Genomic DNA, 23,878 nt, shown 5'->3' with positions numbered 1-23,878 from the left:
ATCCGCCTATTCGATGACCAGCAGGGGCTCGCCGAATTCGACGGGGCTGGAATCGTTGACCATGATCGCGGTGACCTTACCGGAGCGCGGCGCCGGGATCTGGTTCATGGTCTTCATCGCCTCGATGATCAGCACGGTCTGGCCTTCCTTGACGGTCTGGCCGACTTCGACGAAGGCCGGGCTGCCGGGTGCCGGCGAATAATAGCAGGTGCCGACCATGGGCGAGGTCAGGATGAAACCGTTGATGACGGGCGCTGCCTCGGCCGCGGCAGCCGCGACGGGCTGGGCGGCAGCAGCGGCCGGCTGCATGTACTGCGGTGCGTAGGCCTGGATCGGCTGGGGCGTCCCCATGCGCGACACGCGGATGCGGACATCGTCCTGCTCCACTTCGATCTCGGTCAGATCGGTGTCGTTCAAGATATTGGCGAGGTCCCTGATCAACGCCTGATCGATACCCGTCTTCTTGTCAGCCATCTTATCAATGTCCTGGTGTTTTGTTATTGAATGAGTTCTTTGGCGGCGTGGAGTGCCAGAATATAGGAATGCGCCCCGAAACCGCAGATGATTCCCTTGACCGCGGGCGCCGTCCACGTCTTGTGGCGAAACTCCTCGCGGGCGTGAATGTTCGAAAGATGCAGTTCGATGACCGGTTTGGAGATCGCCCGGATCGCATCGTGAAGCGCGATCGAGGTATGCCCATAGGCGCCGGGATTGATGCAGACCGCAGCCGCGACATCGTCGGCTTCCTGGATCCAGTCGACAAGCACGCCTTCGTGGTTGGTCTGACGAAAGTCCACCGAGATGCCCAGTTCCGATGCCGCTGATTTACAATCGACTTCGATATCCTTAAGCGTCTTGCCTCCATAGATGCCCGGCTCCCGCTTTCCCAGCATATTGAGATTGGGGCCGTTCAGGACGAATATCGTTCTGCTCATCAACTCACATTCCGTATTCACGCAATCCCCTCCTATAGACCGCTCAAGGTGGAAGGGAAAGGGTGAAGTTGATGGCCGGCGCGGCGCGAGGCAGTGCCTGCGCCGTTGTCCACAACTGGACTGCCGTAAATCCTCCGGTCAACCCGCCGCGATGGCGTTTGAACGAGGGAGTGGTCTCAGCAGACGGTCTTGCCGCATTGCTCGACGCTGGTGATTTTCTTCGCCAGTTCCTCTTCACCGACCGCGCCGAACACGGCTTCATTGCCGATAATGTAGGAGGGTGTGCCTGTTATGCCGAGCTTCGTTGCAAGCTGGTAGGCATCGCGGACGCTTTCGTCGTTCGGGGCTTCTGTCATCTTGGCGCGGAGTGCTTCCTCCGTGACGCCGAGAGACTTGGCGACTTCGATCGCGCGGGCTTCATTGGCGTGCTCGCCGCTCATCAGCGCGCGATGGAAATCGCCGTATTTCTCCGGTGCGACCAGACGGACGGCATTCGAGACCTTGTGGGCATCGACCGAGTCCTGGCCAAGGATCGGGAATTCCTTCAGCACGAAACGCACTTCCGGATTGGCCTTGATAATGGCGTCCATGTCGCCGACGGCGCGCTTGCAGTAGCCACAATTGTAGTCGAAGAACTCGACGACCGTGACCTTGCCTTTGGGATTGCCGACTGCGAGATCGTAGGAAGCATTGAAGATTGCGTCGTGATTGTCCTTGACGGCGGTCTTGGCCTGCTCGGCGCGCTCAGCGGCCTGCTTCTTCTCATATGCCTGCTGGACTTCGATCAGGGTCTCCGGATGCGCCAGAAGATATTCGCGCACGATCTTGCCGATGTCGTCCTTCTCCTTGTCGTCGAAGGCATGGGCGGCGCCGGAAAAGCCGATCGCGGCGGCGATTGCAAATGCGGTCACCGGAAACAGTGTCCTGATATTCATGGGAATTCCTTTGGCGGGGCCATAAGGCCGATTTGTTCTTGTGCCCTCTATAATGCCAGAGGGCAGGTAACGAAACAGGAAATACACGTCCGACTTTCCGCTCGCGTGAATGTGATCCTGTGGCGTGACGGGCCCATATGGCAAAAGCCCGGCACTGGGCCGGGCTTCCAAACGTCATTTTCCGCCAATCAATTTCTGAATGACATCAAAGAAACCCCCGTTTTTGCCACCAGCCGCCCTTCTTGGGCTTGCCGGCGTCGTCCTCGGAGCTTTCGGCCGCCTTGGCGGGCGACGAAGAGCTGATGACGGGCTTGGAGGTTGCGATCGCGGCCTCGCCGCGGTTGGCGCGGCGGCGCGGGGCCTCCTCGGTGGTAGCTGCTTGCTCCGCTGGTTCGGCAGCGGCTGCAGGTTCGATGACCGGAGCTTTTTCGGTGACGACAGCCGCTGTCGCGACGGGCTGGACGACTTCCTCAGCGGCCGCCTGGGCCTTCTTCGTGCGGCGCTTCTTCGGCTTTTCCTCGACGTTGACAGCCGGCTTGACGGTGTCCTCATCGCCGGCATCGCTGTCAGGCGTCAGCGCGACGGCAACAGACGAATCGACATCCGGTGACTGGACGACGCCTGATGTGTCGTTGGTGTCGGCAGGCTGGCCGTCTTCGCGGTTCCGGCGGCCACCGCGCTTGCCGCGACGGCGGCGCTTGCGGGATTCAGCCTCGGCGGCGGTTTCCGTGGAGGTCGCCGATGTCTCGGCTGCATCATCCTCGGCATCGTCGCCGTCATCATCGTCTTCATCGGCGGATGTGCCGGATGCAGAGCCAGAAGCAGCCTGATCGGATGCGCCATTCTCGCCACCGGGGCGATTGCCACCCCGACGCCTACGCCTGCGCTTCTTCTTCTTGGCGCCGTTCTCATCGCGTGCGCCGGCGGGAGCGGCATGCTCCTGCACAGCCGGCTTTTCGTCGGCTTCGTCTTCCTCATCGTCTTCGATGATCGGAATATCGTCTTCTTCTTCCTCGGGCGGCGCGAAGGCGATGAGCTGCTCGACCTTCACCGGGTTTTCGACCGCTTCGCCGCGCTCGACGGTGAAATGCTGGGCACCAACGGTGGTATCGGATTCGATGACGATCGAGACGCCGAAACGGTTCTCATAGTCGACGATCGAGGCGCGCTTCTGGTTGAGCAGATAAAGCGCCGTGTCGGGCTGGGTATGCACGATGATGTCGTGGGTCGTGCTCTTGAGCAGGAATTCCTCCACACCGCGCAGCACATGCAAGCCGACGGAGGACTGCGAACGCACATGGCCGGTGCCGCCGCAATGGGCACAGATCTGCATCGTGCTTTCGAGCACCGAGGCGCGGATGCGCTGGCGCGACATTTCGAGCAGGCCGAAATGCGAGATACGGCCGACCTGGATGCGGGCGCGGTCGTTCTTCAGGTGATCCTTGAGGCGCTTTTCGACATGGCGATTGTTGCGCTTCTCCTCCATGTCGATGAAGTCGATCACGACGAGGCCGGCAAGGTCGCGCAGTCTCAGCTGGCGAGCGACTTCCTCGGCGGCTTCGAGATTGGTCTGGAGTGCCGTGTCCTCTATCGAGTGTTCGCGTGTCGAGCGGCCAGAGTTGACGTCGACAGCGACCAGCGCTTCGGTCTGGTTGATGATGATGTAGCCGCCGGACTTCAGCGTCACCTGCGGCTGCAGCATGCGGTCGAGCTGGGCTTCGATGCCGGCGCGCGAGAAGATCGGATGAATGTCACGATAGGCCTGCACGGCCTTTGCATGGCTCGGCATCAGCATCTTCATGAAGTCTTTGGCTTCACGATAGCCTTCCTCGCCGGCAACCAGGATCTCACTGATATCCTTGTTGTAGAGGTCGCGGATCGAGCGCTTGATCAGGCTGCCTTCCTCGTAGACGAGGCAGGGTGCAGTGGAGGCGAGCGTCTTGGTGCGGACGTTCTCCCAGAGGCGCATCAGATATTCGAAGTCGCGCTTGACTTCCGCCTTGGTGCGATTGGCGCCGGCGGTGCGCAGGATCACGCCCATGCCCTGCGGCACTTCGAGATCGCGGGCGATTTCCTTGAGGCGCTTGCGGTCCTGCGGGTTGGTGATCTTGCGGGAAATGCCGCCGCCACGGGCGGTGTTCGGCATCAGCACCGAATAGCGACCGGCCAGCGAGAGATAGGTGGTCAACGCCGCGCCCTTGTTGCCGCGCTCTTCCTTGGCGACCTGCACGAGCAGGATCTGGCGGCGCTTGATGACTTCCTGGATGCGGTATTGCTTGCGCGGCCGGCGCTGGATGCGATCGGGAACCTCTTCCATCGCGTCTTCGGCGCCGACGGATTCGATGACTTCCTGCTCTTCGTGGCTATCGTCATCGTCGTCATCGTCACCACCGCGACGGCGCGCGTCTTCGGAGACGGAATCAATGTGAGCAACCATGGCCATGGCGGGCGGTGTCGAGCCACCCTCATCATCGCTGGAGGAGTCCGATGCCTGCTCGGCGGCTTCTTCGCCGGCTTTTGCCTTCTTGGCACGCGGTGCGCGGGGCTTGCGCGGCTTCTTCGGCTTTTCAGCGGCCTCGGTCTCCGCGATTTCCGCAGCTTCCGCCACGGTTTCCGGAGCGGCGGCAGGGGTAAGCTTTTCGCCCTGCCAGGCTTCGATCACCGGCTGCGGTGCATCTTCCTGTGTCTGGTCGGAAGAGACCGGCCATTCCTCGCGCGCCTGGGTGGGGGGGGGACCTGCCGGCTCGAAATCGTCGTCACGACGATGTTCCTCGGCTTCGGCCCGCAGAAGGGCCTGCCGATCCGCCAGCGGGATCTGGTAATAGTCGGGGTGGATTTCGGCGAAGGCCAGAAAGCCGTGGCGATTGCCACCGTAATCGACGAAGGCGGCCTGAAGCGAGGGTTCGACGCGGGTTACCTTTGCCAGGTAAATATTGCCGCGAATCTGCTTCTTGTGCTGCGATTCGAAATCGAATTCTTCTATGCGGTTGCCGCGTACGACAACGACGCGCGTCTCCTCAGCGTGAGACGCATCGATAAGCATCTTGTCTGCCATGTAAGTACTGCTCCTCGGCCAGGAACGTCCGAAAGCCGCCCGACGTCAAATGAATGACGCTGGCGGCTTGCATTGCTGTGGCCGATAATTTCTATTCTCGCGGCGGGTAGGCAGGTGCCAGTGGGAAGGCGGCGAGGAGTCGGATATCCGATCCATCCTTGTTCTGCCGCGACTAACCTAGATCCCTGTGACAACGTCCTGTACCAACGAGAATGCCAATGCCCAAGACCTGTGGTGAGGTCCAATGAATTTGCCCGATTTCGGGCGAAAGGCGGCAAGCCGCCAGTAAATCACATGAGGTTCATGCCTCATGCTCGGATATAGCTTGGGATGAGCACGTGTCGACGGCAGATGATTTCGCAAACATGGCGCCAATCCAGAGTTGTGGCTGGCGGCCTCCAAGCGATTCCTATCCCGTCTTCGCCTTTCATCCCGTTTTCCTTCTAGGGTTTATCCCGTTGAATATCAAGAGGTGACGCAAATCCGTCACATTATTGATGAAGTGGTTATGCCGGCAGGGAGAAGTCATTGATTTTCCTCACGCCGGCCAGCAGACCCATTTTACGCAATCAGGCCAGGGGCTTGCCATGATGGCTGCGAATCATATTGACCCACGGTGATGCGCACGCGCACGGAATTGAAACTTGACCGGTTGGATGATGCTGAAACTCACAGCAAGGCTGCTGCTTCCCGTGCTTTGTGTCCTGGCGGTGATGGCGCATGCGCAGACCGCGCCGGAACCGCTGATCGCCTATGCCGCCCGGATCGCCGGCGATGATGCTCGGACGCGTGTCGTCATTGACTTCGACCGCAAGCCGGAATTCTCACTTCATTATACCGCGCAGCCCAACCGCCTGATCATCGATCTCGGCGAGACTGCCTTCGGTTTTTCGGAGGATGACCTCAAGGCGATCGGGTTGTTCTCGGAGATCCGTTATGGACGGATGGGCGAGGGCGCATCGCGGATCGTGCTCACGGCGCGGCGTCCAACGCGCGCTGTGCTGGCCGAGGTGCAGCCCAATGAACCCGGTAAGGGTTTTCGCCTGGTGCTCGATTGCGAGGTGATTTCCGAGCCGGCGTTGCAGGCGCTGGTCGCCGAGCAGAAATGGGTCGGCGCGGAAAAGGTTGCCGGCGGCAAAACCGATCGGATAGCTACGACGCCGGAGCCGGCGGCGGACAATAAATTCCTGATCGCGATCGATGCAGGCCATGGCGGTATCGATGCCGGCGCCAAGGGAACCCTGACGAAGATCGAGGAAAAGGCGGTTACGCTCGATTTTGCCACTACGCTCGCTGCCCGGCTCAACAAGGAAAAGGGCATCAAGGCGTTCCTCACTCGTGACAAGGACGAGTTCATCTCACTCTCCGAGCGCGTGGTGATTGCCCGCCAGCGCGGCGCGCAGCTGTTCATTTCACTCCACGCCGACACGCTAAGGCAGAAGGACATTCGCGGCGCGACGATCTATACAATCTCCGACAAGGCCTCGGATGCGCTTGCTGCGGGCCTTGCCGAGCGCGAAAACCTTTCGGACGGAATTGCGGGCGTGGAAATCGCCGACGAGCCGACCGAGGTAACCGACATATTGCTCGACCTCACCCGGCGCGAGACGCAGGCCTTTTCGATCCGCATGGCGGAAACGGTGCTCGATTCCTTCGACGGGCAGATCGGCCTGATCAACAACCCGCTGCGCCATGCCGGCTTTCGGGTTCTGCAGGCGCCGGACGTGCCTTCGGTGCTCCTGGAACTGGGTTTCCTCTCCAATCCGAAAGATGAGTTGTTGTTGACCGATCCCGAATGGCGCGAGAAGGTATCCGACCTCTTGGCCGAGGCGATCGGGAAATATATGGAAAGTGCGGGCGTCGCGCGCGGCGGATAAGCGGTGCGTTGGCTGTCGGAACCGGCTGCAATTCGTTAAGCGCTGTGACTGGAATGCTACGAACCGGCCCTATTTTCCTCACATTCGGGCAGGCATTGACGTATCGTGGTGGCGATGAATTCGGTATAGATCGAATCCGGCTGAAAACAGCAATGCGGGGATGGCACCCGCGGAACGAGTTTGATGATAAGACTGATCGGCTATTTCTTCGGTTTGGGTACGGTGCTCTATCTCGGGGTGGCGATGATGGCATCCGCCTATCTCGGTGAAGTCACCAAGGATCTCCCCGATTACCAGGTTCTCGCCAGCTACTCGCCGCCGGTGATGACGCGCGTGCATGCCGACGATGGCTCGCTGATCGCCGAATATGCTCATGAGCGCCGCCTGTTCCTGCCGATCCAGGCGATCCCCGACCGCGTGAAGGCCGCGTTCCTGTCGGCCGAAGACAAGAATTTCTACCAACATGCCGGTGTCGACTTCCAGGGCCTGGTTCGCGCCATCGCGGTCAACGTGCAGAACATGGGTTCGGGCCGCCGGCCCGTGGGTGCATCGACGATCACCCAGCAGGTGGCGAAGAACTTTCTGCTGACGTCGGACCAGACAATCGACCGCAAGGTCAAGGAAGCCATTCTCGCCTTCCGTATCGAGCAGGCCTATTCCAAGGACCGCATTCTCGAACTCTATCTCAACGAGATTTTTTTCGGCCTGAATTCCTACGGCCTCGCCAGCGCGTCGCTGACTTATTTCAACAAGCCGGTGACGGAGCTGACGATCGGGGAAGCAGCCTATCTCGCGGCTCTTCCCAAGGCGCCGAGCAACTATAATCCCTTCCGCCATCACGACGCGGCGATGGAACGCCGTAACTGGGTTGTCGATCGCATGGTCGAGAACGGCTATGTGACCAAGGAAGATGGCGACAAGGCCAAGGCCTCGGATCTCGGCGTCAATCCGAAGAAGGCCAGCTCCTTTCTCTTTGCGTCCGACTACTTCGCCAGCGAAGTGCGTCGTCAGTTGACCGAGAAATACGGTCAGGAGTCCCTGTTCGAGGGTGGCCTGTCGGTGCGGACATCGCTTGATCCGGCGCTTCAGCTATTTGCCCGGAAAGCGCTCCAGGACGGACTGGTCAGCTATGACGAAACGCGTGGTTTCCATGGCCTGATCGCAACCGTCGAGACCGGCACCGACTGGGGTATCCCGCTTTCCAAGGTCGTACCGCTGGCCGATGTGCCGGAGTGGAAGCTCGCGGTCGTTCTTGCTGCTGACGAGGAGGGGGTCGATATCGGTCTCCGTCCGACTGTCGATGCAGCCGGCAAGGTTGACGAGGCCCGGGCGACCGGCCGGATCGCGGCCAAGGCGATGAAATGGGCCTATCGTTCGGCAACGGCCGACCGCAAGTCGGCGAAGAGCCCGACCGGCGTGCTCAATACCGGCGACGTTGTCTATGTCGAGCCGCTGAAGGACGAGCCGGGCAGTTATCGGCTGCGCCAGCCACCCAAGGTGCAGGGTGGCTTCGTCGCCATGGATCCGCATACCGGCCGCGTGCTCGCCATGGTCGGCGGCTTCTCTTATAACCAGTCCGAATTCAACCGCGCCACGCAGGCCATGCGCCAGCCGGGCTCGTCGTTCAAGCCGTTCGTGTACGCGGCGGCGCTCGACAATGGTTATACACCTGCCTCGGTCGTGCTCGACGCGCCAATCGAGATTGTGTCGGGTGGCACGGTCTGGCGGCCGCAGAACTATGGCGGCGGCGCTTCCGGCCCATCGACGCTGCGTCTCGGCATCGAGAAGTCGCGCAACCTGATGACCGTGCGCCTCGCCAACGACCTGGGCATGAATGTGGTGGCCGAATATGCGGAGCGTTTCGGCGTCTATGACAAGATGCAGCCAGTGCTTTCGATGTCGCTGGGCTCCGGTGAAACCACGGTTCTGCGTATGGTCTCCGCCTATTCGGTGCTCGCCAATGGCGGCAAGCAGATCAAGCCGACACTGATCGACCGCATCCAGGACCGTTACGGCAAGACGATCTTCAAGCATGAGGAAAGCGTCTGCCAGGCCTGCAATGCCGACGATTGGACCGAACAGGACGAGCCCGAAGTGGTCGACAACCGCGAACAGGTGCTCGATCCGATGACGGCCTACCAGATCACCTCGATGATGCAGGGCGTCATCCTGCGCGGCACGGCGGCTGGCAAGATAAAGATCGAGAGCGATGTCGCCGGCAAGACCGGCACGACCAACGACGAAAAGGACACCTGGTTCGTCGGCTATACGCCGAATCTCGTGGCTGGCCTCTATATCGGCTTCGACGATCCCAAGCCGCTTGGCCGGGGCTCCACCGGCGGCTCGCTGGCAGCGCCTTTGTTCAACGAGTTCATGCAGGCAGCGCTGAAAGAGCAGAAGCCGGAGAAGTTCATCTTGCCGGAGGGCATGAAGCTGATCTCCGTCAATCGCCAGACAGGCATGCAGGCCCTCGATGGCGAGGGTGGCACGATCATGGAAGCCTTCAAGCCCGGCACCGGCCCGGCCGACGTCTTCTCGGTGATCGGCGGCGAGGAATTCGCCACGCCAGAGGAAATCCTCAATTCCTCGCAACAGGCCAAGGAAGCGGTCGAAGGCGGCCAGGGCGGGCTGTTCTGACGGCTTGACTTTGAAAGTGGCGATCACAACTATAAAGGTCACGCTTGTCATCGGGACGGGGTTCGAATGGAAATATTTTCCGACAGATCTGCGCTTGAGGCGATATGCAAACGCCATGGAATCGTTCGGCTGTCGCTTTTTGGTTCCGTACTGAAGGGCAAGGCGACCGAAAACAGCGACGTCGATCTTCTCGTTGAATTCAGCGAAACTGCCCGGCCGACATACCTGGATATGGCCAGGATCGAAATTGAACTCTCGGTCCTGTTGGACGGCAGAAAAGTTGATTTGCGCACTGCGAATGAGTTGAGCAGATATTTCCGGAGCGATGTCCTGGCATCCGCGGAACTCCAATATGCTGCATGAAGATCGCATTCGCCTGCGCCACATGCGTGAGTCCGCGGTAGTCGCGACACACTTTCTCAAGGGGCGCTCGCGAGGCGATCTTGAAGCTGACCTGCAGTTTCAGTTCGCGCTAGTTAGAGCAATCGAGATTGTCGGCGAAGCGGCCTCCAAGATCAGCGAAGATACGCGTCGGGCCAATCCAGAGATAGAGTGGCAACTTATAATCAGCATGCGAAACCGGCTAATACATGCCTATTTCGATGTTAGCACCGACATTCTTTGGAATACGGCAACCGAGGCACTGCCGCCTTTGATCCAACAGCTAAATGCCTTGTTGGAAGAATGATGCTTGCTGAGGTGCAAACCTTTGACATCCTCTCCATCAAACATTATTGACGGGCCGAATTTTTTCAACGGAATGAATCTATGCGCAATGAAATCGTGAATGTCGTCGACGAGATCAAGCAGGCCGTAAGCCTGCTGAGGAGGCATCTTTGACTGGGATCAGGCTGTAAGGCGGCTGGACTGGTTGAACAACAAGTCTGAAGACCCCAATCTCTGGAACGATCCGCAGGAAGCGCAGAAGCTGATGCGCGAGCGCCAGCAACTCGACGACGGCATTTCCAGCGTCCGCAAATTCGAGGCGGAACTGCAGGAGAATATCGATCTCATCGAACTCGGCGAGATGGAAAGCGACCAGGAGATCATCCAGGTGGCCGAGGAATCGCTGAAGGCGATGCTCAAGGAGGCCAACCGGCGTCAGGTCGAAGCAATGCTATCCGGCGAAGCCGACAGCAACGATACCTATGTCGAAGTCCATTCCGGCGCCGGCGGCACCGAGAGCCAGGACTGGGCCAACATGCTGCTGCGCATGTACACCCGCTGGGCCGAACGGCAGGGCTACAAGGTCGAGATCCTGGAAATGCATGACGGTGAAGAAGCCGGCATCAAATCCGCGACGATCATGGTCAAGGGCCACAATGCCTATGGCTGGATGAAGACCGAGTCGGGTGTGCACCGCCTCGTGCGCATTTCGCCCTATGATTCGAACGCGCGCCGCCACACATCCTTCTCGTCGATCTGGGTCTATCCCGTCGTCGACGACTCGATCAACATCGAGATCAACGAGAGCGATTGCCGAATCGACACCTATCGTGCCTCGGGTTCGGGTGGCCAGCACATCAACACGACCGACTCCGCCGTGCGCATCACGCATATCCCGACGGGAATCGCTGTGGCCTGCCAGCAGGAGCGCTCGCAGCACAAGAACAAGGCCAAGGCCTGGGACATGCTGCGTTCGCGTCTTTATGAGGCCGAACTCGAAAAGCGCGAGGCGGCGGCAAACGCCGAGGCGGCATCGAAAACCGATATCGGTTGGGGCCACCAGATCCGCTCCTATGTCATGCAGCCCTACCAGATGGTGAAGGATCTGCGCACGGGCGTCGAAAGCTCGGCGCCATCGGATGTGTTGGATGGCGACATCAGTCCGTTCATGGAAGCAGCGCTGGCGCACCGTATCAGCGGCAAGGCCGACGCGGTGACGGACGATCTGAGCTAGTCTTGTTTTGCCGTTGATTAGGCGGTAAATTTCTTGGGTAAGGGCGCTTGTCTTTTCCGGTCGGATTGACTAACAAGCGCCGAGAATTGTTTTTCGGGTTTGCGGATTGCAGGCCCGGAAGGCAGGCGAAGGGGTATAGCTCAGTTGGTAGAGCGGCGGTCTCCAAAACCGCAGGTCGTAAGTTCGAGCCTTACTGCCCCTGCCAGTCGTTAAAATCTGTCGATGGTCGCGCGGTTGACGTGCAGCCTTTGGCAATGGGAAAAAAGCTTCGATTTGCCCTTGTGAAAAAGGGAATCGGAGTTTATGTAGGGTTTAAATCAGACACGCGGTGCGTGGAGCTGGCGTGGTCAGCTTTACGCGCCGATATGGCGTGAGCAGTCAATGGCATCCAAAACTAATCCGTTTACGTTTCTGCAGCAGGTTCGCTCAGAGACGTCGAAAGTGACTTGGCCCACGCGGCGCGAGACTATGATTTCCACCGCTATGGTTTTCATCATGGCTGGGCTGGCTGCAATATTTTTCTTTGCTGCGGATTTGGCGATGGGCTGGGCGATCAGCTTCATCCTGAACGCCGGCAACTGATAGGCGGAGACGAACATGGCGGCGCGCTGGTACATCGTCCACGCATATTCCAATTTCGAGAAGAAGGTTGCGGAATCGATCGAAGAGAAGGCTCGCCAGAAGGGCTTGAGCCATTTGTTCGAGAAGATCGTGGTTCCGACCGAGAAGGTGGTGGAAATTCGCCGCGGCCGCAAGGTCGATAGCGAGCGGAAGTTCTTCCCAGGCTATGTCATGGTCCGCGCGACGCTGACCGACGAGGCCTATCACCTGATCAAGAATACGCCCAAGGTCACGGGTTTCCTCGGTTCCGACTCCAAGCCGGTGCCGATCCCGGACCACGAAGCCGACCGCATCCTCAACCAGGTGCAGGACGGCGTCGAGCATCCCAAGCCGTCGGTCTCTTTCGAGATCGGCGAGCAGGTCCGGGTTGCCGATGGGCCCTTCGCCTCGTTCAACGGCATCGTTCAGGATGTCGACGAGGAACGCTCCCGCCTCAAGGTGGAAGTTTCGATTTTCGGCCGCGCAACGCCGGTCGAGCTTGAATACGGTCAGGTCGAAAAGGTCTGATCAGGCTTGGCGGCGTTCTGCGCCGCCGAACCCCGCGTGGAAGGCGGAAGGTCTTTAGCCGGACCTTCGGAAAGCCGCACCACGCAACCGCAGCCGCCGGCGAATGCCGGCATTCGAGCCGGGTCGCCCCGGCTATTAACCGTTCCGGAACCCGCTATCGGGGGCTGGAGCTGCTAGAAAAGGCAGAGAAATGGCTAAGAAAGTAGCAGGCCAGCTCAAGCTGCAGGTCAAGGCAGGATCGGCAAACCCGTCCCCGCCTATCGGCCCCGCACTTGGTCAGCGTGGCATCAATATCATGGAATTCTGCAAGTCGTTCAACGCGGCTACGCAGGAAATGGAAAAGGGCATGCCGATTCCGGTCGTCATCACCTATTACCAGGACAAGTCCTTCACTTTTATGATGAAGCAGCCGCCGGTCAGCTACTTCCTCAAGAAGGAAGCCAAGATTACCTCGGGCTCCAAGACTCCGGGCAAGGGTTCTTCCGCTGGCAAGCTCACCAGGGCTCAGATCCAGTCGATCGCCGAAGCCAAGATGAAGGATCTCAACGCCGCCGATATCGAAGGCGCAATGGCCATGATCGAGGGCTCCGCCCGCGCCATGGGCCTGACGGTAGAGGGTTGATCGAGATGGCTAAGATTGCAAAGCGCATCCAGAAGATCCGCGAAGGCGTTGACCCCAACAAGTCCTACGCGCTTTCCGATGCGATCAAGATGGTCAAGGAACGTGCCGTCGCCAAGTTCGACGAAACGGTCGAGATCGCCATGAACCTCGGCGTTGACCCCCGCCATGCCGACCAGATGGTCCGCGGCGTCGTCAACCTGCCGAACGGCACGGGCCGTGACGTTCGCGTCGCCGTCTTCGCTCGTGGCGCCAAGGCTGATGAAGCCAAGGCGGCCGGTGCAGACATCGTCGGTGCGGAAGACCTGCTCGACATCGTCATGGGCGGCAAGATCGATTTCGATCGCTGCATCGCGACCCCCGACATGATGCCGCTCGTCGGCCGTCTCGGCAAGGTTCTCGGCCCGCGCGGCATGATGCCGAACCCGAAGGTCGGCACCGTGACCGTCGACGTTGCCGGAGCCGTCAAGGCTTCCAAGGGCGGCGCCGTCGAGTTCCGCGTTGAAAAGGCTGGTATCGTGCATGCCGGCATCGGCAAGGCATCGTTTGCCCCGGACGCACTTGAAGCCAACATCAAGGCATTCGCAGACGCCGTCGTGCGTGCGAAGCCGGCTGGCGCCAAGGGCAACTACCTCAAGAAGATCGCGATCTCCTCGACCCAGGGTCCTGGCGTCAAGATCGATCCGGCCACGATTTCGGCCTGATGTGAAGTTTATCGGGGGCCTCCTGACGGAGGCTTCCGTTCATGGTTTCCCGGAGTAACGCCCGGGAAAAGGCGGGGCAACCCGTCATTCCTGTCCGAGATTGCAGGTGGTTATACCTTAATCACTTAGCCTGCATGAGACGGGTAAGTTCCGGTTTCCGCGGATGAATATCCGCAAAGAACGGTTCGAACCTTGGATGCCTTGTGTTTTCACCTCGGTGAGGCGCGAGGGGGCAGGATCCTCAAGCGTCGCTTGGGATCATATCCCGTGCGGCAAAAGGCAACCCGGCAGGGTCCGCGCAGTTATTGCGGTCCTGCTAACTGGAGTGAGACAGTGGATAGAGCGGAAAAACGCGAATTCGTCTCCGAACTGAACGAGGTCTTCAAGGCTTCCGGCTCAGTCGTCGTGGCGAGCTATTCCGGCGTCACGGTCGCGCAGATGAACGATCTTCGTTCAAAGATGCGCGCATCCGGCGGCACCGTTAAAGTCGCGAAGAACCGCCTGGCCAAGATCGCTCTTCAGGGCACGGAGTCCGAAAAGATCAACAATCTTTTCAAGGGTCAGACGCTTATTTGCTATAGCAATGACCCGATTGTGGCTCCCAAGATCGCCTCTGAATTCGCCAAGACCAACGACAAGTTGGTCATCATTGGCGGAGCCATGGGCTCAACAGGTCTTGATGCCGAAGGCGTAAAAGCGCTTGCGACCCTTCCGTCGCTTGATGAACTGCGCGCGAAGCTGGTGGGTATGATTCAGACCCCCGCGACCCGCATCGCAGGTATTCTTCAGGCACCGGCAGGTCAGCTTGCTCGCGTGTTCGCAGCATATGCCGAGAAGAGCGAAGAAGCCGCATAAGGCGGTACTTCGCTGTCAGACTAACAAAACTCAAGTTCGAACCTATATAAGGAAGTAAGAAAATGGCTGATCTCGCAAAGATCGTTGAAGACCTCTCCAAGCTGACCGTCCTGGAAGCCGCTGAGCTTTCCAAGATGCTCGAAGAAGCATGGGGCGTTTCCGCCGCTGCTCCGGTCGCTGCTGCTGCCGTTGGCGGTGGTGCTGCTCCGGCTGCCGCTGTTGAAGAAAAGACCGAGTTCGACGTCATCCTGATGGAAGCCGGCGCGAACAAGATCAACGTGATCAAGGAAGTTCGTGCGATCACCGCCCTCGGCCTCAAGGAAGCCAAGGACCTGGTCGACGGCGCTCCGAAGCCGGTCAAGGAAGCTGTGTCGAAGGCTGAAGCCGAAGACATCAAGAAGAAGCTTGAAGCTGCTGGCGCCAAGGTCGAGCTCAAGTAATTCTCTACGATTACGGGCGGCGGGAGATCGCGTTTTCGCGGTCTCCCACTGTCTGTTTCTGACGTACCGGTTACCCAAAAGCCTGGTGAGCAGGCTTTTGGGTAATGGGTTCTTCAAGAGGATGGTTCCGAACCAGACGAGAAGGCAATCCGGCCTGTCGCCTGCAGAGGAACGAGATTGAACGATCCATTGATAGACGGAGCCGCCTGGCCAGCGCGCTGCGTCCGTTGCAGGCCCGGATGCATTTGATAAGGAGCGACGATGGCTCAGACCATTTCCTTTAACGGTCGTAGGCGCGTACGCAAGTTTTTTGGTAAAATCCCCGAAGTCGCAGAGATGCCGAACCTCATCGAGGTTCAGAAGGCGTCCTACGATCAGTTCCTCATGGTCCTGGAGCCTGAAGGCGGCCGCCCGGACGAGGGACTGAACGCGGTCTTCAAGTCCGTTTTCCCGATCACCGATTTTTCGGGTGCGGCGATGCTCGAATTCGTGTCCTACGAATTCGAACCGCCGAAGTTCGACGTCGACGAGTGCCGTCAGCGCGACCTGACCTATGCAGCGCCGCTCAAGGTGACGCTGCGCCTCATCGTGTTCGATATCGACGAGGATACCGGCTCCAAGTCCATCAAGGACATCAAGGAGCAGAGCGTTTACATGGGCGACATGCCGCTCATGACCAACAATGGTACGTTCATCGTCAACGGTACCGAGCGCGTCATCGTCTCCCAGATGCACCGTTCGCCGGGCGTGTTCTTCGACCATGACAAGGGCAAGAGCCATTCCTCGGGCAAGCTGCTGTTTGCTGCCCGCGTGATCCCGTATCGCGGTTCCTGGCTCGACATCGAGTTCGACGCCAAGGACATCGTCTATGCGCGTATCGACCGTCGCCGCAAAATCCCCGTGTCGTCGCTTCTGATGGCGCTCGGCATGGACGGCGAAGACATTCTGTCGACCTTCTACACCAAGTCCTACTATCAGCGGGACGGCAAGGGATGGCGCGTGCCGTTCCAGCCCGAGACGCTCAAGGGCCAGAAGGTTCTCTCCGATCTGATCGACGCCGATAGCGGCGAAGTGGTCGTCGAGTCCGGCAAGAAGCTGACCCCGCGCCTGCTCAAGACGCTCTCCGAAAAGGGTCTCAAGGCGCTCCGCGCGTCCGACGACGACCTCTATGGCAACTATCTGGCGGAAGACATCGTCAATCCCTCGACCGGCGAGATCTATCTCGAAGCCGGCGACGAGATCGACGAGAAGACGCTGCCCGTGATCATGGATGCCGGTTTCGACGAGATCCCGGTGCTCGATATCGACCATATCAATGTCGGTGCCTATATCCGCAACACGATCAACGTGGACAAGAACGAGAACCGTCAGGACGCTCTGTTCGACATCTACCGCGTGATGCGTCCAGGTGAGCCGCCGACAATGGAATCGGCTGAGGCGATGTTCAATTCGCTGTTCTTCGACGCCGAGCGCTACGACCTTTCGGCCGTGGGTCGCGTCAAGATGAACATGCGTCTCGACCTCGACGTTGCCGACACCGTGCGTGTTCTGCGCAAGGACGACATCCTGGCCGTGGTCCGGATGCTGGTCGACCTGCGCGACGGCAAGGGCGAAATCGACGACATCGACAACCTCGGCAACCGCCGTGTGCGTTCGGTCGGCGAACTGATGGAAAACCAGTATCGCCTCGGCCTGCTCCGCATGGAGCGTGCCATCAAGGAACGCATGTCGTCGATCGAAATCGACACCGTGATGCCGCAGGACCTGATCAACGCGAAGCCGGCTGCTGCTGCGGTTCGCGAATTCTTCGGTTCCTCGCAGCTGTCGCAGTTCATGGACCAGGTCAACCCGCTCTCGGAAATCACCCACAAGCGTCGTCTTTCGGCTCTTGGACCGGGTGGTCTGACCCGCGAGCGCGCCGGCTTCGAAGTTCGCGACGTGCATCCGACCCACTATGGCCGTATCTGCCCGATCGAAACTCCGGAAGGCCCGAATATCGGCCTGATCAACTCGCTGGCTACCTTCGCACGCGTCAACAAGTACGGCTTCATCGAAAGCCCGTACCGCAAGATCGTCGACGGCAAGCTCACGAGCGAAGTGATCTACCTCTCGGCAATGGAAGAGGCGAAGTACTACATCGCCCAGGCCAACTCGGTCATGAACGACGATGCGTCGTTTGCGGAAGAGTTCGTCGTCTGCCGTCATGCCGGCGACGTCATGCTTGCCCCGCGCGACAACGTGAACCTCATGGACGTCTCGCCGAAGCAGGTTGTTTCGGTGGCGGCGGCGCTCATTCCGTTCCTTGAGAACGACGACGCCAACCGCGCGCTCATGGGTTCGAACATGCAGCGTCAGGCCGTGCCGCTTCTCCGCGCCGAGGCACCGTTCGTCGGTACCGGCATGGAACCGGTCGTGGCTCGCGACTCCGGTGCTGCCATCGGCGCCCGTCGCGGCGGCGTGGTCGACCAGGTCGATGCGACGCGTATCGTTATCCGTGCGACGGAAGACCTCGATCCGGGCAAGTCCGGCGTCGATATCTACCGCCTCCAGAAGTACCAGCGTTCCAACCAGAACACCTGCATCAACCAGCGTCCGCTGGTCACCGTCGGTGACATCCTGAACAAGGGCGACATCATTGCCGACGGCCCGTCGACCGATCTTGGCGATCTGGCGCTCGGCCGCAACGCGCTCGTCGCGTTCATGCCCTGGAACGGCTACAACTACGAAGACTCGATCCTGCTCTCCGAGCGCATCGTGTCGGACGACGTGTTCACCTCCATCCACATCGAGGAATTCGAAGTGATGGCGCGCGACACGAAGCTTGGTCCGGAAGAAATCACCCGCGACATTCCGAACGTTTCGGAAGAAGCGCTGAAGAACCTCGACGAAGCCGGTATCGTCTATATCGGTGCCGAAGTTCAGCCGGGCGATATCCTGGTCGGCAAGATCACGCCGAAGGGCGAAAGCCCGATGACGCCGGAGGAAAAGCTCCTCCGCGCCATCTTCGGCGAGAAGGCTTCCGACGTTCGCGACACGTCCATGCGGATGCCCCCGGGCACTTATGGCACGGTCGTCGAAGTGCGCGTCTTCAATCGCCACGGCGTTGAGAAGGACGAGCGCGCGATGGCTATCGAGCGCGAGGAAATCGAGCGTCTCGCCAAGGACCGTGACGACGAACAGGCGATCCTCGACCGTAACGTCTACGGCCGCCTGATCGACATGCTCAAGGGCCATGTGGCGATTGCCGGTCCGAAGGGCTTCAAGAAGGGCACCGAGCTCAGCCAGTCCGTCATCAGCGAATACCCCCGCTCGCAGTGGTGGATGTTTGCCGTCGAGGACGAGAAGGTTCAGGGCGAGCTTGAATCGCTCCGCGGCCAGTACGACGAGTCCAAGTCGCTGCTTGAACAGCGCTTCATGGACAAGGTCGAGAAGGTCCAGCGCGGCGATGAAATGCCCCCGGGCGTCATGAAGATGGTCAAGGTCTTCGTTGCTGTGAAGCGCAAGATCCAGCCGGGCGACAAGATGGCCGGCCGTCATGGCAACAAGGGTGTGGTTTCGCGCATCGTTCCAGTCGAAGACATGCCGTTCCTCGCGGACGGTACTTCGGTCGACGTCGTGCTCAATCCGCTCGGTGTGCCGTCGCGCATGAATGTCGGCCAGATCCTGGAAACCCATCTGGGTTGGGCTTGCGCCGGCATGGGCCGCAAGATCGGTGAGATGATCGAGGCCTACAAGGCTTCGGGCGATATCAAGCCGCTCAAGATGACCATGACCGACCTGATGGGCTCCGGCCCGAAGGCCGAACGGGTCTCCGAGTTCGACGACGAGTCGGTGGTTCGCCTTGCCGAACAGTCCAAGCGTGGCGTTTCGATCGCGACGCCGGTCTTCGATGGTGCGCATGAGGCAGACATCAACACGATGCTGACCCAGGCGGGCCTCTCCGAAACCGGTCAGTCGACGCTCTATGATGGTCGTACCGGCGAGGAGTTCGACCGCAAGGTGACCGTGGGCTATATCTACATGCTCAAGCTCAACCACCTTGTCGATGACAAGATCCACGCCCGTTCGATCGGTCCGTACTCGCTCGTTACCCAGCAGCCGCTGGGCGGCAAGGCACAGTTCGGCGGACAGCGCTTCGGCGAAATGGAAGTCTGGGCACTCGAAGCATATGGCGCGGCGTACACGCTCCAGGAAATGCTGACGGTGAAGTCGGACGACGTCGCCGGCCGTACCAAGGTCTACGAGGCGATTGTCCGTGGCGACGATACGTTCGAAGCCGGTATTCCGGAAAGCTTCAACGTTCTGGTCAAGGAAATGCGCTCGCTGGGCCTGTCGGTCGAACTCGAGAACACTGTCATCGACGAAGTGCCGGCCGAACTGCCGGACGCTGCCGAGTAAAAGCACCACATAGCCCGCGCGTTGCCAAAGCGCGCGGGTACCCCACCGGTTCCTTAGGCTGACCGGGCGACGGGAATGAGCCGCGATCGCGGCAAGATGATTTTCAGGCGGCCGGTCAGCCCAAGTGACCGACATCCGCCGAATTTAGGGTATGGCGCCCCAAGGAGACAGGCATGAACCAAGAGGTCATGAATCTTTTCAACCCCCAGGCCCCGGCACAGGTCTTTGATTCCATCCGGATCTCGATCGCTTCGCCAGAGAAGATTCTTTCCTGGTCGTACGGCGAGATCAAGAAGCCGGAGACCATCAACTACCGCACGTTCAAGCCCGAGCGTGACGGTCTTTTCTGCGCGCGCATTTTCGGACCGATCAAGGACTACGAGTGCCTGTGCGGCAAGTACAAGCGCATGAAGTACAAGGGCATCATCTGCGAAAAGTGCGGCGTCGAAGTCACGCTGTCGCGCGTTCGCCGCGAGCGCATGGGCCATATCGAGCTCGCCGCTCCCGTTGCCCATATCTGGTTCCTGAAGTCGCTGCCGAGCCGCATCTCCACGCTGCTCGACATGACGCTGAAGGATATCGAACGCGTCCTCTATTTCGAAAACTACATCGTCACCGAGCCGGGCCTTACCGCGCTCAAGGAAAACCAGCTGCTCTCGGAAGAAGAGTACATGCTGGCCGTTGACGAGTATGGCGAAGACCAGTTCACCGCGATGATCGGCGCCGAAGCCGTGTTCGAGATGCTGGCTGCGCTCGAACTCGAGAAGATCGCGGGCGAACTGCGCACCGAGCTTGCCGACACCACGTCGGATCTCAAGCAGAAGAAGCTGATGAAGCGCCTCAAGATCGTCGAGAGCTTCATCGAGTCCGGCAACAAGCCGGAATGGATGATCATGAAGGTCGTTCCGGTGATTCCGCCGGACCTGCGTCCGCTCGTGCCGCTCGATGGCGGCCGTTTCGCGACGTCGGATCTCAACGATCTCTATCGCCGCGTGATCAACCGTAACAACCGCCTGAAGCGCCTGATCGAACTGCGCGCCCCGGGCATCATCATCCGCAACGAAAAGCGCATGCTGCAGGAGGCTGTGGACGCGCTGTTCGACAACGGCCGTCGTGGCCGCGTCATCACCGGCGCCAACAAGCGTCCGCTGAAGTCGCTCTCCGACATGCTCAAGGGCAAGCAGGGCCGGTTCCGTCAGAACCTGCTCGGCAAGCGCGTCGACTATTCCGGCCGTTCGGTCATCGTGACCGGTCCGGAACTCAAGCTGCACCAGTGCGGCCTGCCGAAGAAGATGGCGCTCGAACTGTTCAAGCCCTTCATCTATGCCCGTCTTGACGCCAAGGGTTTCTCCTCGACCGTCAAGCAGGCCAAGAAGCTGGTCGAAAAGGAAAAGCCTGAAGTCTGGGATATCCTCGACGAGGTCATCCGCGAGCACCCGGTTCTGCTCAACCGCGCGCCGACGCTGCACCGCCTGGGCATTCAGGCCTTCGAACCGATCCTGGTCGAAGGCAAGGCCATCCAGCTGCATCCGCTCGTCTGCACCGCCTTCAACGCCGACTTCGACGGCGACCAGATGGCCGTTCACGTGCCGCTGTCGCTCGAAGCCCAGCTTGAAGCCCGCGTGCTGATGATGTCGACCAACAACATCCTGCATCCGGCGAACGGCGCACCGATCATCGTGCCGTCGCAGGACATGGTGCTGGGTCTCTACTATCTCTCGATCGTGGCCGAGAACGAGCCGGGCCAGGGCATGGTCTTCTCCGACATGGGCGAGCTGCAGCATGCACTCGAAACCAAGTCGGTGACGCTCCACACCAAGATCAAGGGCCGTTACAAGAGCGTCGATGCCGAAGGCAAGCCGACCTCGAAGATCTATGAGACCACACCAGGTCGCATGATCGTCGGCGAACTTCTGCCGAAGAACCCGATGGTGCCCTTCGACGTCTGCAACCAGGAACTGACCAAGAAGAACATCTCCAAGATGATCGACACGGTCTACCGCCATTGCGGCCAGAAGGACACGGTCATTTTCTGCGACCGCATCATGCAGCTCGGCTTTGCCCATGCCTGCCGCGCCGGCATTTCGTTCGGCAAGGACGACATGGTCATTCCGGATGCCAAGTACACGATCGTCGACGAGACCGAAAATCTGGTCAAGGAATACGAGCAGCAGTACAATGACGGCCTGATCACTCAGGGCGAAAAGTACAACAAGGTCGTTGACGCATGGGGCAAGGCTACCGAAAAGGTCGCCGACCACATGATGCAGCGTCTGAAGGCTGTCGAATTCACCGCTGACGGTCGCCAGAAGCAGATGAACTCGATCTATATGATGAGCCATTCGGGCGCCCGTGGTTCACCGAAGCAGATGTCCCAGCTCGGCGGCATGCGCGGCCTGATGGCCAAGCCTGACGGCTCGATCATCGAGACGCCGATCACGTCGAACTTCAAGGAAGGCCTGACCGTCAACGAGTACTTCAACTCGACCCACGGTGCCCGCAAGGGCCTCGCGGACACTGCCTTGAAGACCGCCAACTCCGGTTACCTGACACGTCGTCTCGTTGACGTCGCGCAGGATTGCATCGTCACGCATGTCGATTGCGGCACCGAGACCGGCCTCACCATGACGGCGATCATCGACGCCGGCCAGGTCGTGGCTTCGATCGGTACCCGTATCCTCGGCCGCACGGCGCTCGACGATATCGACAACCCGGTCACCGGCGAGCGTATCGTCAATGCCGGCATCATGATCGACGAAGCCAATGTCGTGGATATCGAAAAGGCTGGCATCCAGTCGGTTCGCATCCGTTCGGCGCTGACCTGCGAAATCCGCACCGGTGTCTGCGGCGTCTGCTACGGTCGTGACCTTGCACGCGGAACGCCCGTCAACATGGGCGAAGCCGTCGGCGTCATCGCGGCTCAGTCGATCGGCGAGCCGGGCACGCAGCTCACCATGCGCACGTTCCACCTTGGTGGTACGGCAACGGTGGTCGACCAGTCGTTCCTGGAAGCATCGTATGAAGGCACGGTCACCATCAAGAACCGCAACATGCTGCGGAACTCGGATGGCAACCTTGTCGCGATGGGCCGCAACATGGCGATCCAGCTTCTCGACGAGCGTGGCGTGGAGCGTTCCTCGCAGCGCGTCGCTTACGGTTCGAAGATCCTGGTCGATGACGGCGACAAGGTTCGTCGCGGTCAGCGTCTGGCTGAGTGGGATCCGTACACCCGTCCGGTCCTGACGGAAGTCTCCGGCCGCGTCGAGTTCGAAGATGTCGTCGATGGTATTTCGGTCACGGAAACCACCGACGAGTCCACCGGCATCACCAAGCGCCAGGTCATCGACTGGCGTTCGACCCCGCGCGGTACGGACCTGAAGCCTGCCATCGTCATCAAGGACGATGCCGGCAACATCCTCAAGCTCGCTCGTGGCGGTGATGCTCGCTACTTCCTGTCGGTCGAGGCCATTCTTTCGGTCGAGCCGGGCACGAAGGCTTCCCAGGGTGACGTGCTTGCACGTTCGCCGATGGAAAGCGCGAAGACGAAGGACATCACCGGCGGTCTGCCGCGCGTTGCCGAACTCTTCGAAGCCCGTCGTCCGAAGGACCATGCGATCATTGCCGAAATCGACGGCACGATCCGCCTGGGCCGCGACTACAAGAACAAGCGCCGCGTCATCATCGAGCCGGCGGAAGACGGCATCGATCCAGTCGAATACCTGATCCCGAAGGGCAAGCCCTTCCACCTTCAGGAAGGCGACTATATCGAAAAGGGTGACTACATCCTCGACGGCAACCCGGCACCGCACGACATCCTGGCGATCAAGGGCGTGGAGGCACTCGCTTCCTACCTCGTCAACGAAATCCAGGAAGTCTACCGTCTGCAGGGTGTGTTGATCAACGACAAGCACATCGAGGTGATCGTTCGCCAGATGCTGCAGAAGGTCGAGATCACCGAACAGGGCGATACCGGCTATATCACGGGCGACAATGTCGACCGGATCGAGCTGGAAGAAGTGAACGAACGCCTGATCGAGGAAGGCAAGAAGCCTGCCTATGGCGAGCCGGTTCTGCTCGGCATCACCAAGGCATCGCTGCAGACGCCGTCGTTCATCTCGGCCGCTTCGTTCCAGGAGACCACCAAGGTTCTCACGGAAGCTGCGATCGCCGGCAAGCGCGACACCCTGCAAGGCCTGAAGGAGAACGTCATCGTCGGTCGTCTGATCCCGGCTGGTACCGGTGGTACCATGACCCAGATCCGCCGTATCGCTTCGGCGCGCGACGAGATGATCCTCGAAGAGCGCAAGCGCGGTTCGGGTGCCAGCGACGCGACGCCGATGCTGCAGGACCTTGCCTCGGGCGAACAGGTTCCGGCCGGCGAGTAATCGCAAGCAC

17 protein-coding genes and 1 tRNA gene are annotated in these 23,878 nt (G+C 59.9%); 14 read left to right on the top strand and 4 right to left on the bottom strand.

Going from position 1 to position 23,878, the window contains the following annotated elements:
* Positions 1 to 6 precede the first annotated feature (6 nt).
* The 4 genes from accB to IHQ71_RS12775 all read right to left on the bottom strand — a co-directional run bounded on the left by accB (position 7) and on the right by IHQ71_RS12775 (position 4,925).
* Positions 7 to 474 carry an acetyl-CoA carboxylase biotin carboxyl carrier protein gene (gene accB, locus IHQ71_RS12790; RefSeq protein ID WP_258162319.1) on the bottom strand — a complete coding sequence of 156 codons (468 nt, stop codon included), beginning with the start codon at positions 472 to 474 and terminating at the stop codon, positions 7 to 9.
* A gap of 23 nt (positions 475 to 497) precedes the next feature.
* Positions 498 to 935 (bottom strand): type II 3-dehydroquinate dehydratase, encoded by a 438-nt coding sequence (gene aroQ / locus IHQ71_RS12785; RefSeq protein ID WP_258162318.1) that lies wholly within the window; start codon positions 933 to 935, stop codon positions 498 to 500.
* Between the two features lie 176 nt (positions 936 to 1,111).
* Complete coding sequence (locus IHQ71_RS12780) at positions 1,112 to 1,876, bottom strand: DsbA family protein (RefSeq protein ID WP_374990022.1); 765 nt, start codon at positions 1,874 to 1,876, stop codon at positions 1,112 to 1,114.
* A 199-nt stretch (positions 1,877 to 2,075) separates the two neighbouring features.
* The gene (locus IHQ71_RS12775; RefSeq protein ID WP_258162316.1) at positions 2,076 to 4,925 is read right to left on the bottom strand and encodes a ribonuclease E/G; all 2,850 of its coding nucleotides are present in this window, start codon (positions 4,923 to 4,925) and stop codon (positions 2,076 to 2,078) included.
* 659 nt (positions 4,926 to 5,584) lie between these two features.
* Here IHQ71_RS12775 and IHQ71_RS12770 point away from each other — a divergent pair.
* The 14 genes from IHQ71_RS12770 (at position 5,585) to rpoC (ending at position 23,868) form a co-directional block, all read left to right on the top strand.
* Positions 5,585 to 6,802 (top strand): N-acetylmuramoyl-L-alanine amidase, encoded by a 1,218-nt coding sequence (locus tag IHQ71_RS12770; protein WP_374990021.1) that lies wholly within the window; start codon positions 5,585 to 5,587, stop codon positions 6,800 to 6,802.
* A gap of 183 nt (positions 6,803 to 6,985) precedes the next feature.
* Positions 6,986 to 9,439: a penicillin-binding protein 1A gene (locus IHQ71_RS12765; RefSeq protein ID WP_258162315.1), complete on the top strand. Its 2,454-nt coding sequence runs from the start codon at positions 6,986 to 6,988 to the stop codon at positions 9,437 to 9,439.
* Between the two features lie 66 nt (positions 9,440 to 9,505).
* Positions 9,506 to 9,802 carry a nucleotidyltransferase family protein gene (locus IHQ71_RS12760; protein ID WP_258162314.1) on the top strand — a complete coding sequence of 99 codons (297 nt, stop codon included), beginning with the start codon at positions 9,506 to 9,508 and terminating at the stop codon, positions 9,800 to 9,802.
* Entirely contained in the window at positions 9,792 to 10,127 is a 336-nt protein-coding gene (locus tag IHQ71_RS12755; protein ID WP_258162313.1) for a DUF86 domain-containing protein, read from the top strand. The genes IHQ71_RS12760 and IHQ71_RS12755 overlap by 11 nt, the downstream gene beginning before the upstream one ends.
* Positions 10,128 to 10,207: 80 nt before the next feature.
* Positions 10,208 to 11,339, top strand: a protein-coding gene (gene prfB / locus IHQ71_RS12750) for a peptide chain release factor 2 (RefSeq protein ID WP_258162312.1) whose coding sequence is annotated in 2 segments (ribosomal slippage) — positions 10,208 to 10,276 and positions 10,278 to 11,339 — 1,131 coding nt in all. Because the reading frame shifts where the segments join, the coding sequence is not laid out codon by codon here.
* Positions 11,340 to 11,468: 129 nt separating this feature from the next.
* A tRNA-Trp gene (locus IHQ71_RS12745) sits at positions 11,469 to 11,544 on the top strand.
* Between the two features lie 176 nt (positions 11,545 to 11,720).
* Positions 11,721 to 11,921 (top strand): preprotein translocase subunit SecE, encoded by a 201-nt coding sequence (secE, locus tag IHQ71_RS12740; protein ID WP_258162311.1) that lies wholly within the window; start codon positions 11,721 to 11,723, stop codon positions 11,919 to 11,921.
* Between the two features lie 15 nt (positions 11,922 to 11,936).
* The gene (gene nusG / locus IHQ71_RS12735; RefSeq protein WP_258162310.1) at positions 11,937 to 12,467 is read left to right on the top strand and encodes a transcription termination/antitermination protein NusG; all 531 of its coding nucleotides are present in this window, start codon (positions 11,937 to 11,939) and stop codon (positions 12,465 to 12,467) included.
* 190 nt (positions 12,468 to 12,657) lie between these two features.
* Entirely contained in the window at positions 12,658 to 13,089 is a 432-nt protein-coding gene (gene rplK, locus IHQ71_RS12730; RefSeq protein ID WP_258162309.1) for a 50S ribosomal protein L11, read from the top strand.
* A 5-nt stretch (positions 13,090 to 13,094) separates the two neighbouring features.
* Positions 13,095 to 13,790 (top strand): 50S ribosomal protein L1, encoded by a 696-nt coding sequence (gene rplA, locus IHQ71_RS12725; protein WP_258162308.1) that lies wholly within the window; start codon positions 13,095 to 13,097, stop codon positions 13,788 to 13,790.
* Positions 13,791 to 14,123: 333 nt separating this feature from the next.
* Positions 14,124 to 14,645, top strand: coding sequence for a 50S ribosomal protein L10 (rplJ, locus tag IHQ71_RS12720; RefSeq protein ID WP_258162307.1), 522 nt, complete (start codon positions 14,124 to 14,126; stop codon positions 14,643 to 14,645).
* Positions 14,646 to 14,707: 62 nt separating this feature from the next.
* On the top strand, positions 14,708 to 15,085 hold the full coding sequence (gene rplL, locus IHQ71_RS12715) for a 50S ribosomal protein L7/L12 (RefSeq protein WP_258162306.1): 378 nt from the start codon (positions 14,708 to 14,710) through the stop codon (positions 15,083 to 15,085).
* 261 nt (positions 15,086 to 15,346) lie between these two features.
* Positions 15,347 to 19,483: a DNA-directed RNA polymerase subunit beta gene (gene rpoB / locus IHQ71_RS12710; RefSeq protein ID WP_258162305.1), complete on the top strand. Its 4,137-nt coding sequence runs from the start codon at positions 15,347 to 15,349 to the stop codon at positions 19,481 to 19,483.
* A 173-nt stretch (positions 19,484 to 19,656) separates the two neighbouring features.
* A complete protein-coding gene (gene rpoC, locus IHQ71_RS12705) occupies positions 19,657 to 23,868 on the top strand; it encodes a DNA-directed RNA polymerase subunit beta' (protein ID WP_258162304.1) in 4,212 nt (1,403 codons plus the stop codon).
* Positions 23,869 to 23,878 lie beyond the last annotated feature (10 nt).

It is taken from the genome of Rhizobium sp. TH2 (genome assembly GCF_024707525.1).
GTDB lineage: Bacteria > Pseudomonadota > Alphaproteobacteria > Rhizobiales > Rhizobiaceae > Rhizobium_E.
This window is presented reverse-complemented; position numbering and strand designations above follow the sequence as displayed.

What these genes read in the sequence shown, in the direction of transcription:
- rplA (WP_258162308.1), top strand. Translation starts at nt 13,095, where the DNA reads ATGGCTAAGATTGCAAAGCGCATCCAGAAGATCCGCGAAGGCGTTGAC.
- accB (WP_258162319.1), bottom strand. Translation starts at nt 474, where the DNA reads ATGGCTGACAAGAAGACGGGTATCGATCAGGCGTTGATCAGGGACCTC.
- IHQ71_RS12755 (WP_258162313.1), top strand. Translation starts at nt 9,792, where the DNA reads ATGCTGCATGAAGATCGCATTCGCCTGCGCCACATGCGTGAGTCCGCG.
- IHQ71_RS12760 (WP_258162314.1), top strand. Translation starts at nt 9,506, where the DNA reads ATGGAAATATTTTCCGACAGATCTGCGCTTGAGGCGATATGCAAACGC.
- IHQ71_RS12765 (WP_258162315.1), top strand. Translation starts at nt 6,986, where the DNA reads ATGATAAGACTGATCGGCTATTTCTTCGGTTTGGGTACGGTGCTCTAT.
- nusG (WP_258162310.1), top strand. Translation starts at nt 11,937, where the DNA reads ATGGCGGCGCGCTGGTACATCGTCCACGCATATTCCAATTTCGAGAAG.
- rplK (WP_258162309.1), top strand. Translation starts at nt 12,658, where the DNA reads ATGGCTAAGAAAGTAGCAGGCCAGCTCAAGCTGCAGGTCAAGGCAGGA.
- rpoB (WP_258162305.1), top strand. Translation starts at nt 15,347, where the DNA reads ATGGCTCAGACCATTTCCTTTAACGGTCGTAGGCGCGTACGCAAGTTT.
- IHQ71_RS12770 (WP_374990021.1), top strand. Translation starts at nt 5,585, where the DNA reads ATGCTGAAACTCACAGCAAGGCTGCTGCTTCCCGTGCTTTGTGTCCTG.
- rpoC (WP_258162304.1), top strand. Translation starts at nt 19,657, where the DNA reads ATGAACCAAGAGGTCATGAATCTTTTCAACCCCCAGGCCCCGGCACAG.
- aroQ (WP_258162318.1), bottom strand. Translation starts at nt 935, where the DNA reads ATGAGCAGAACGATATTCGTCCTGAACGGCCCCAATCTCAATATGCTG.
- rplL (WP_258162306.1), top strand. Translation starts at nt 14,708, where the DNA reads ATGGCTGATCTCGCAAAGATCGTTGAAGACCTCTCCAAGCTGACCGTC.
- IHQ71_RS12775 (WP_258162316.1), bottom strand. Translation starts at nt 4,925, where the DNA reads ATGGCAGACAAGATGCTTATCGATGCGTCTCACGCTGAGGAGACGCGC.
- secE (WP_258162311.1), top strand. Translation starts at nt 11,721, where the DNA reads ATGGCATCCAAAACTAATCCGTTTACGTTTCTGCAGCAGGTTCGCTCA.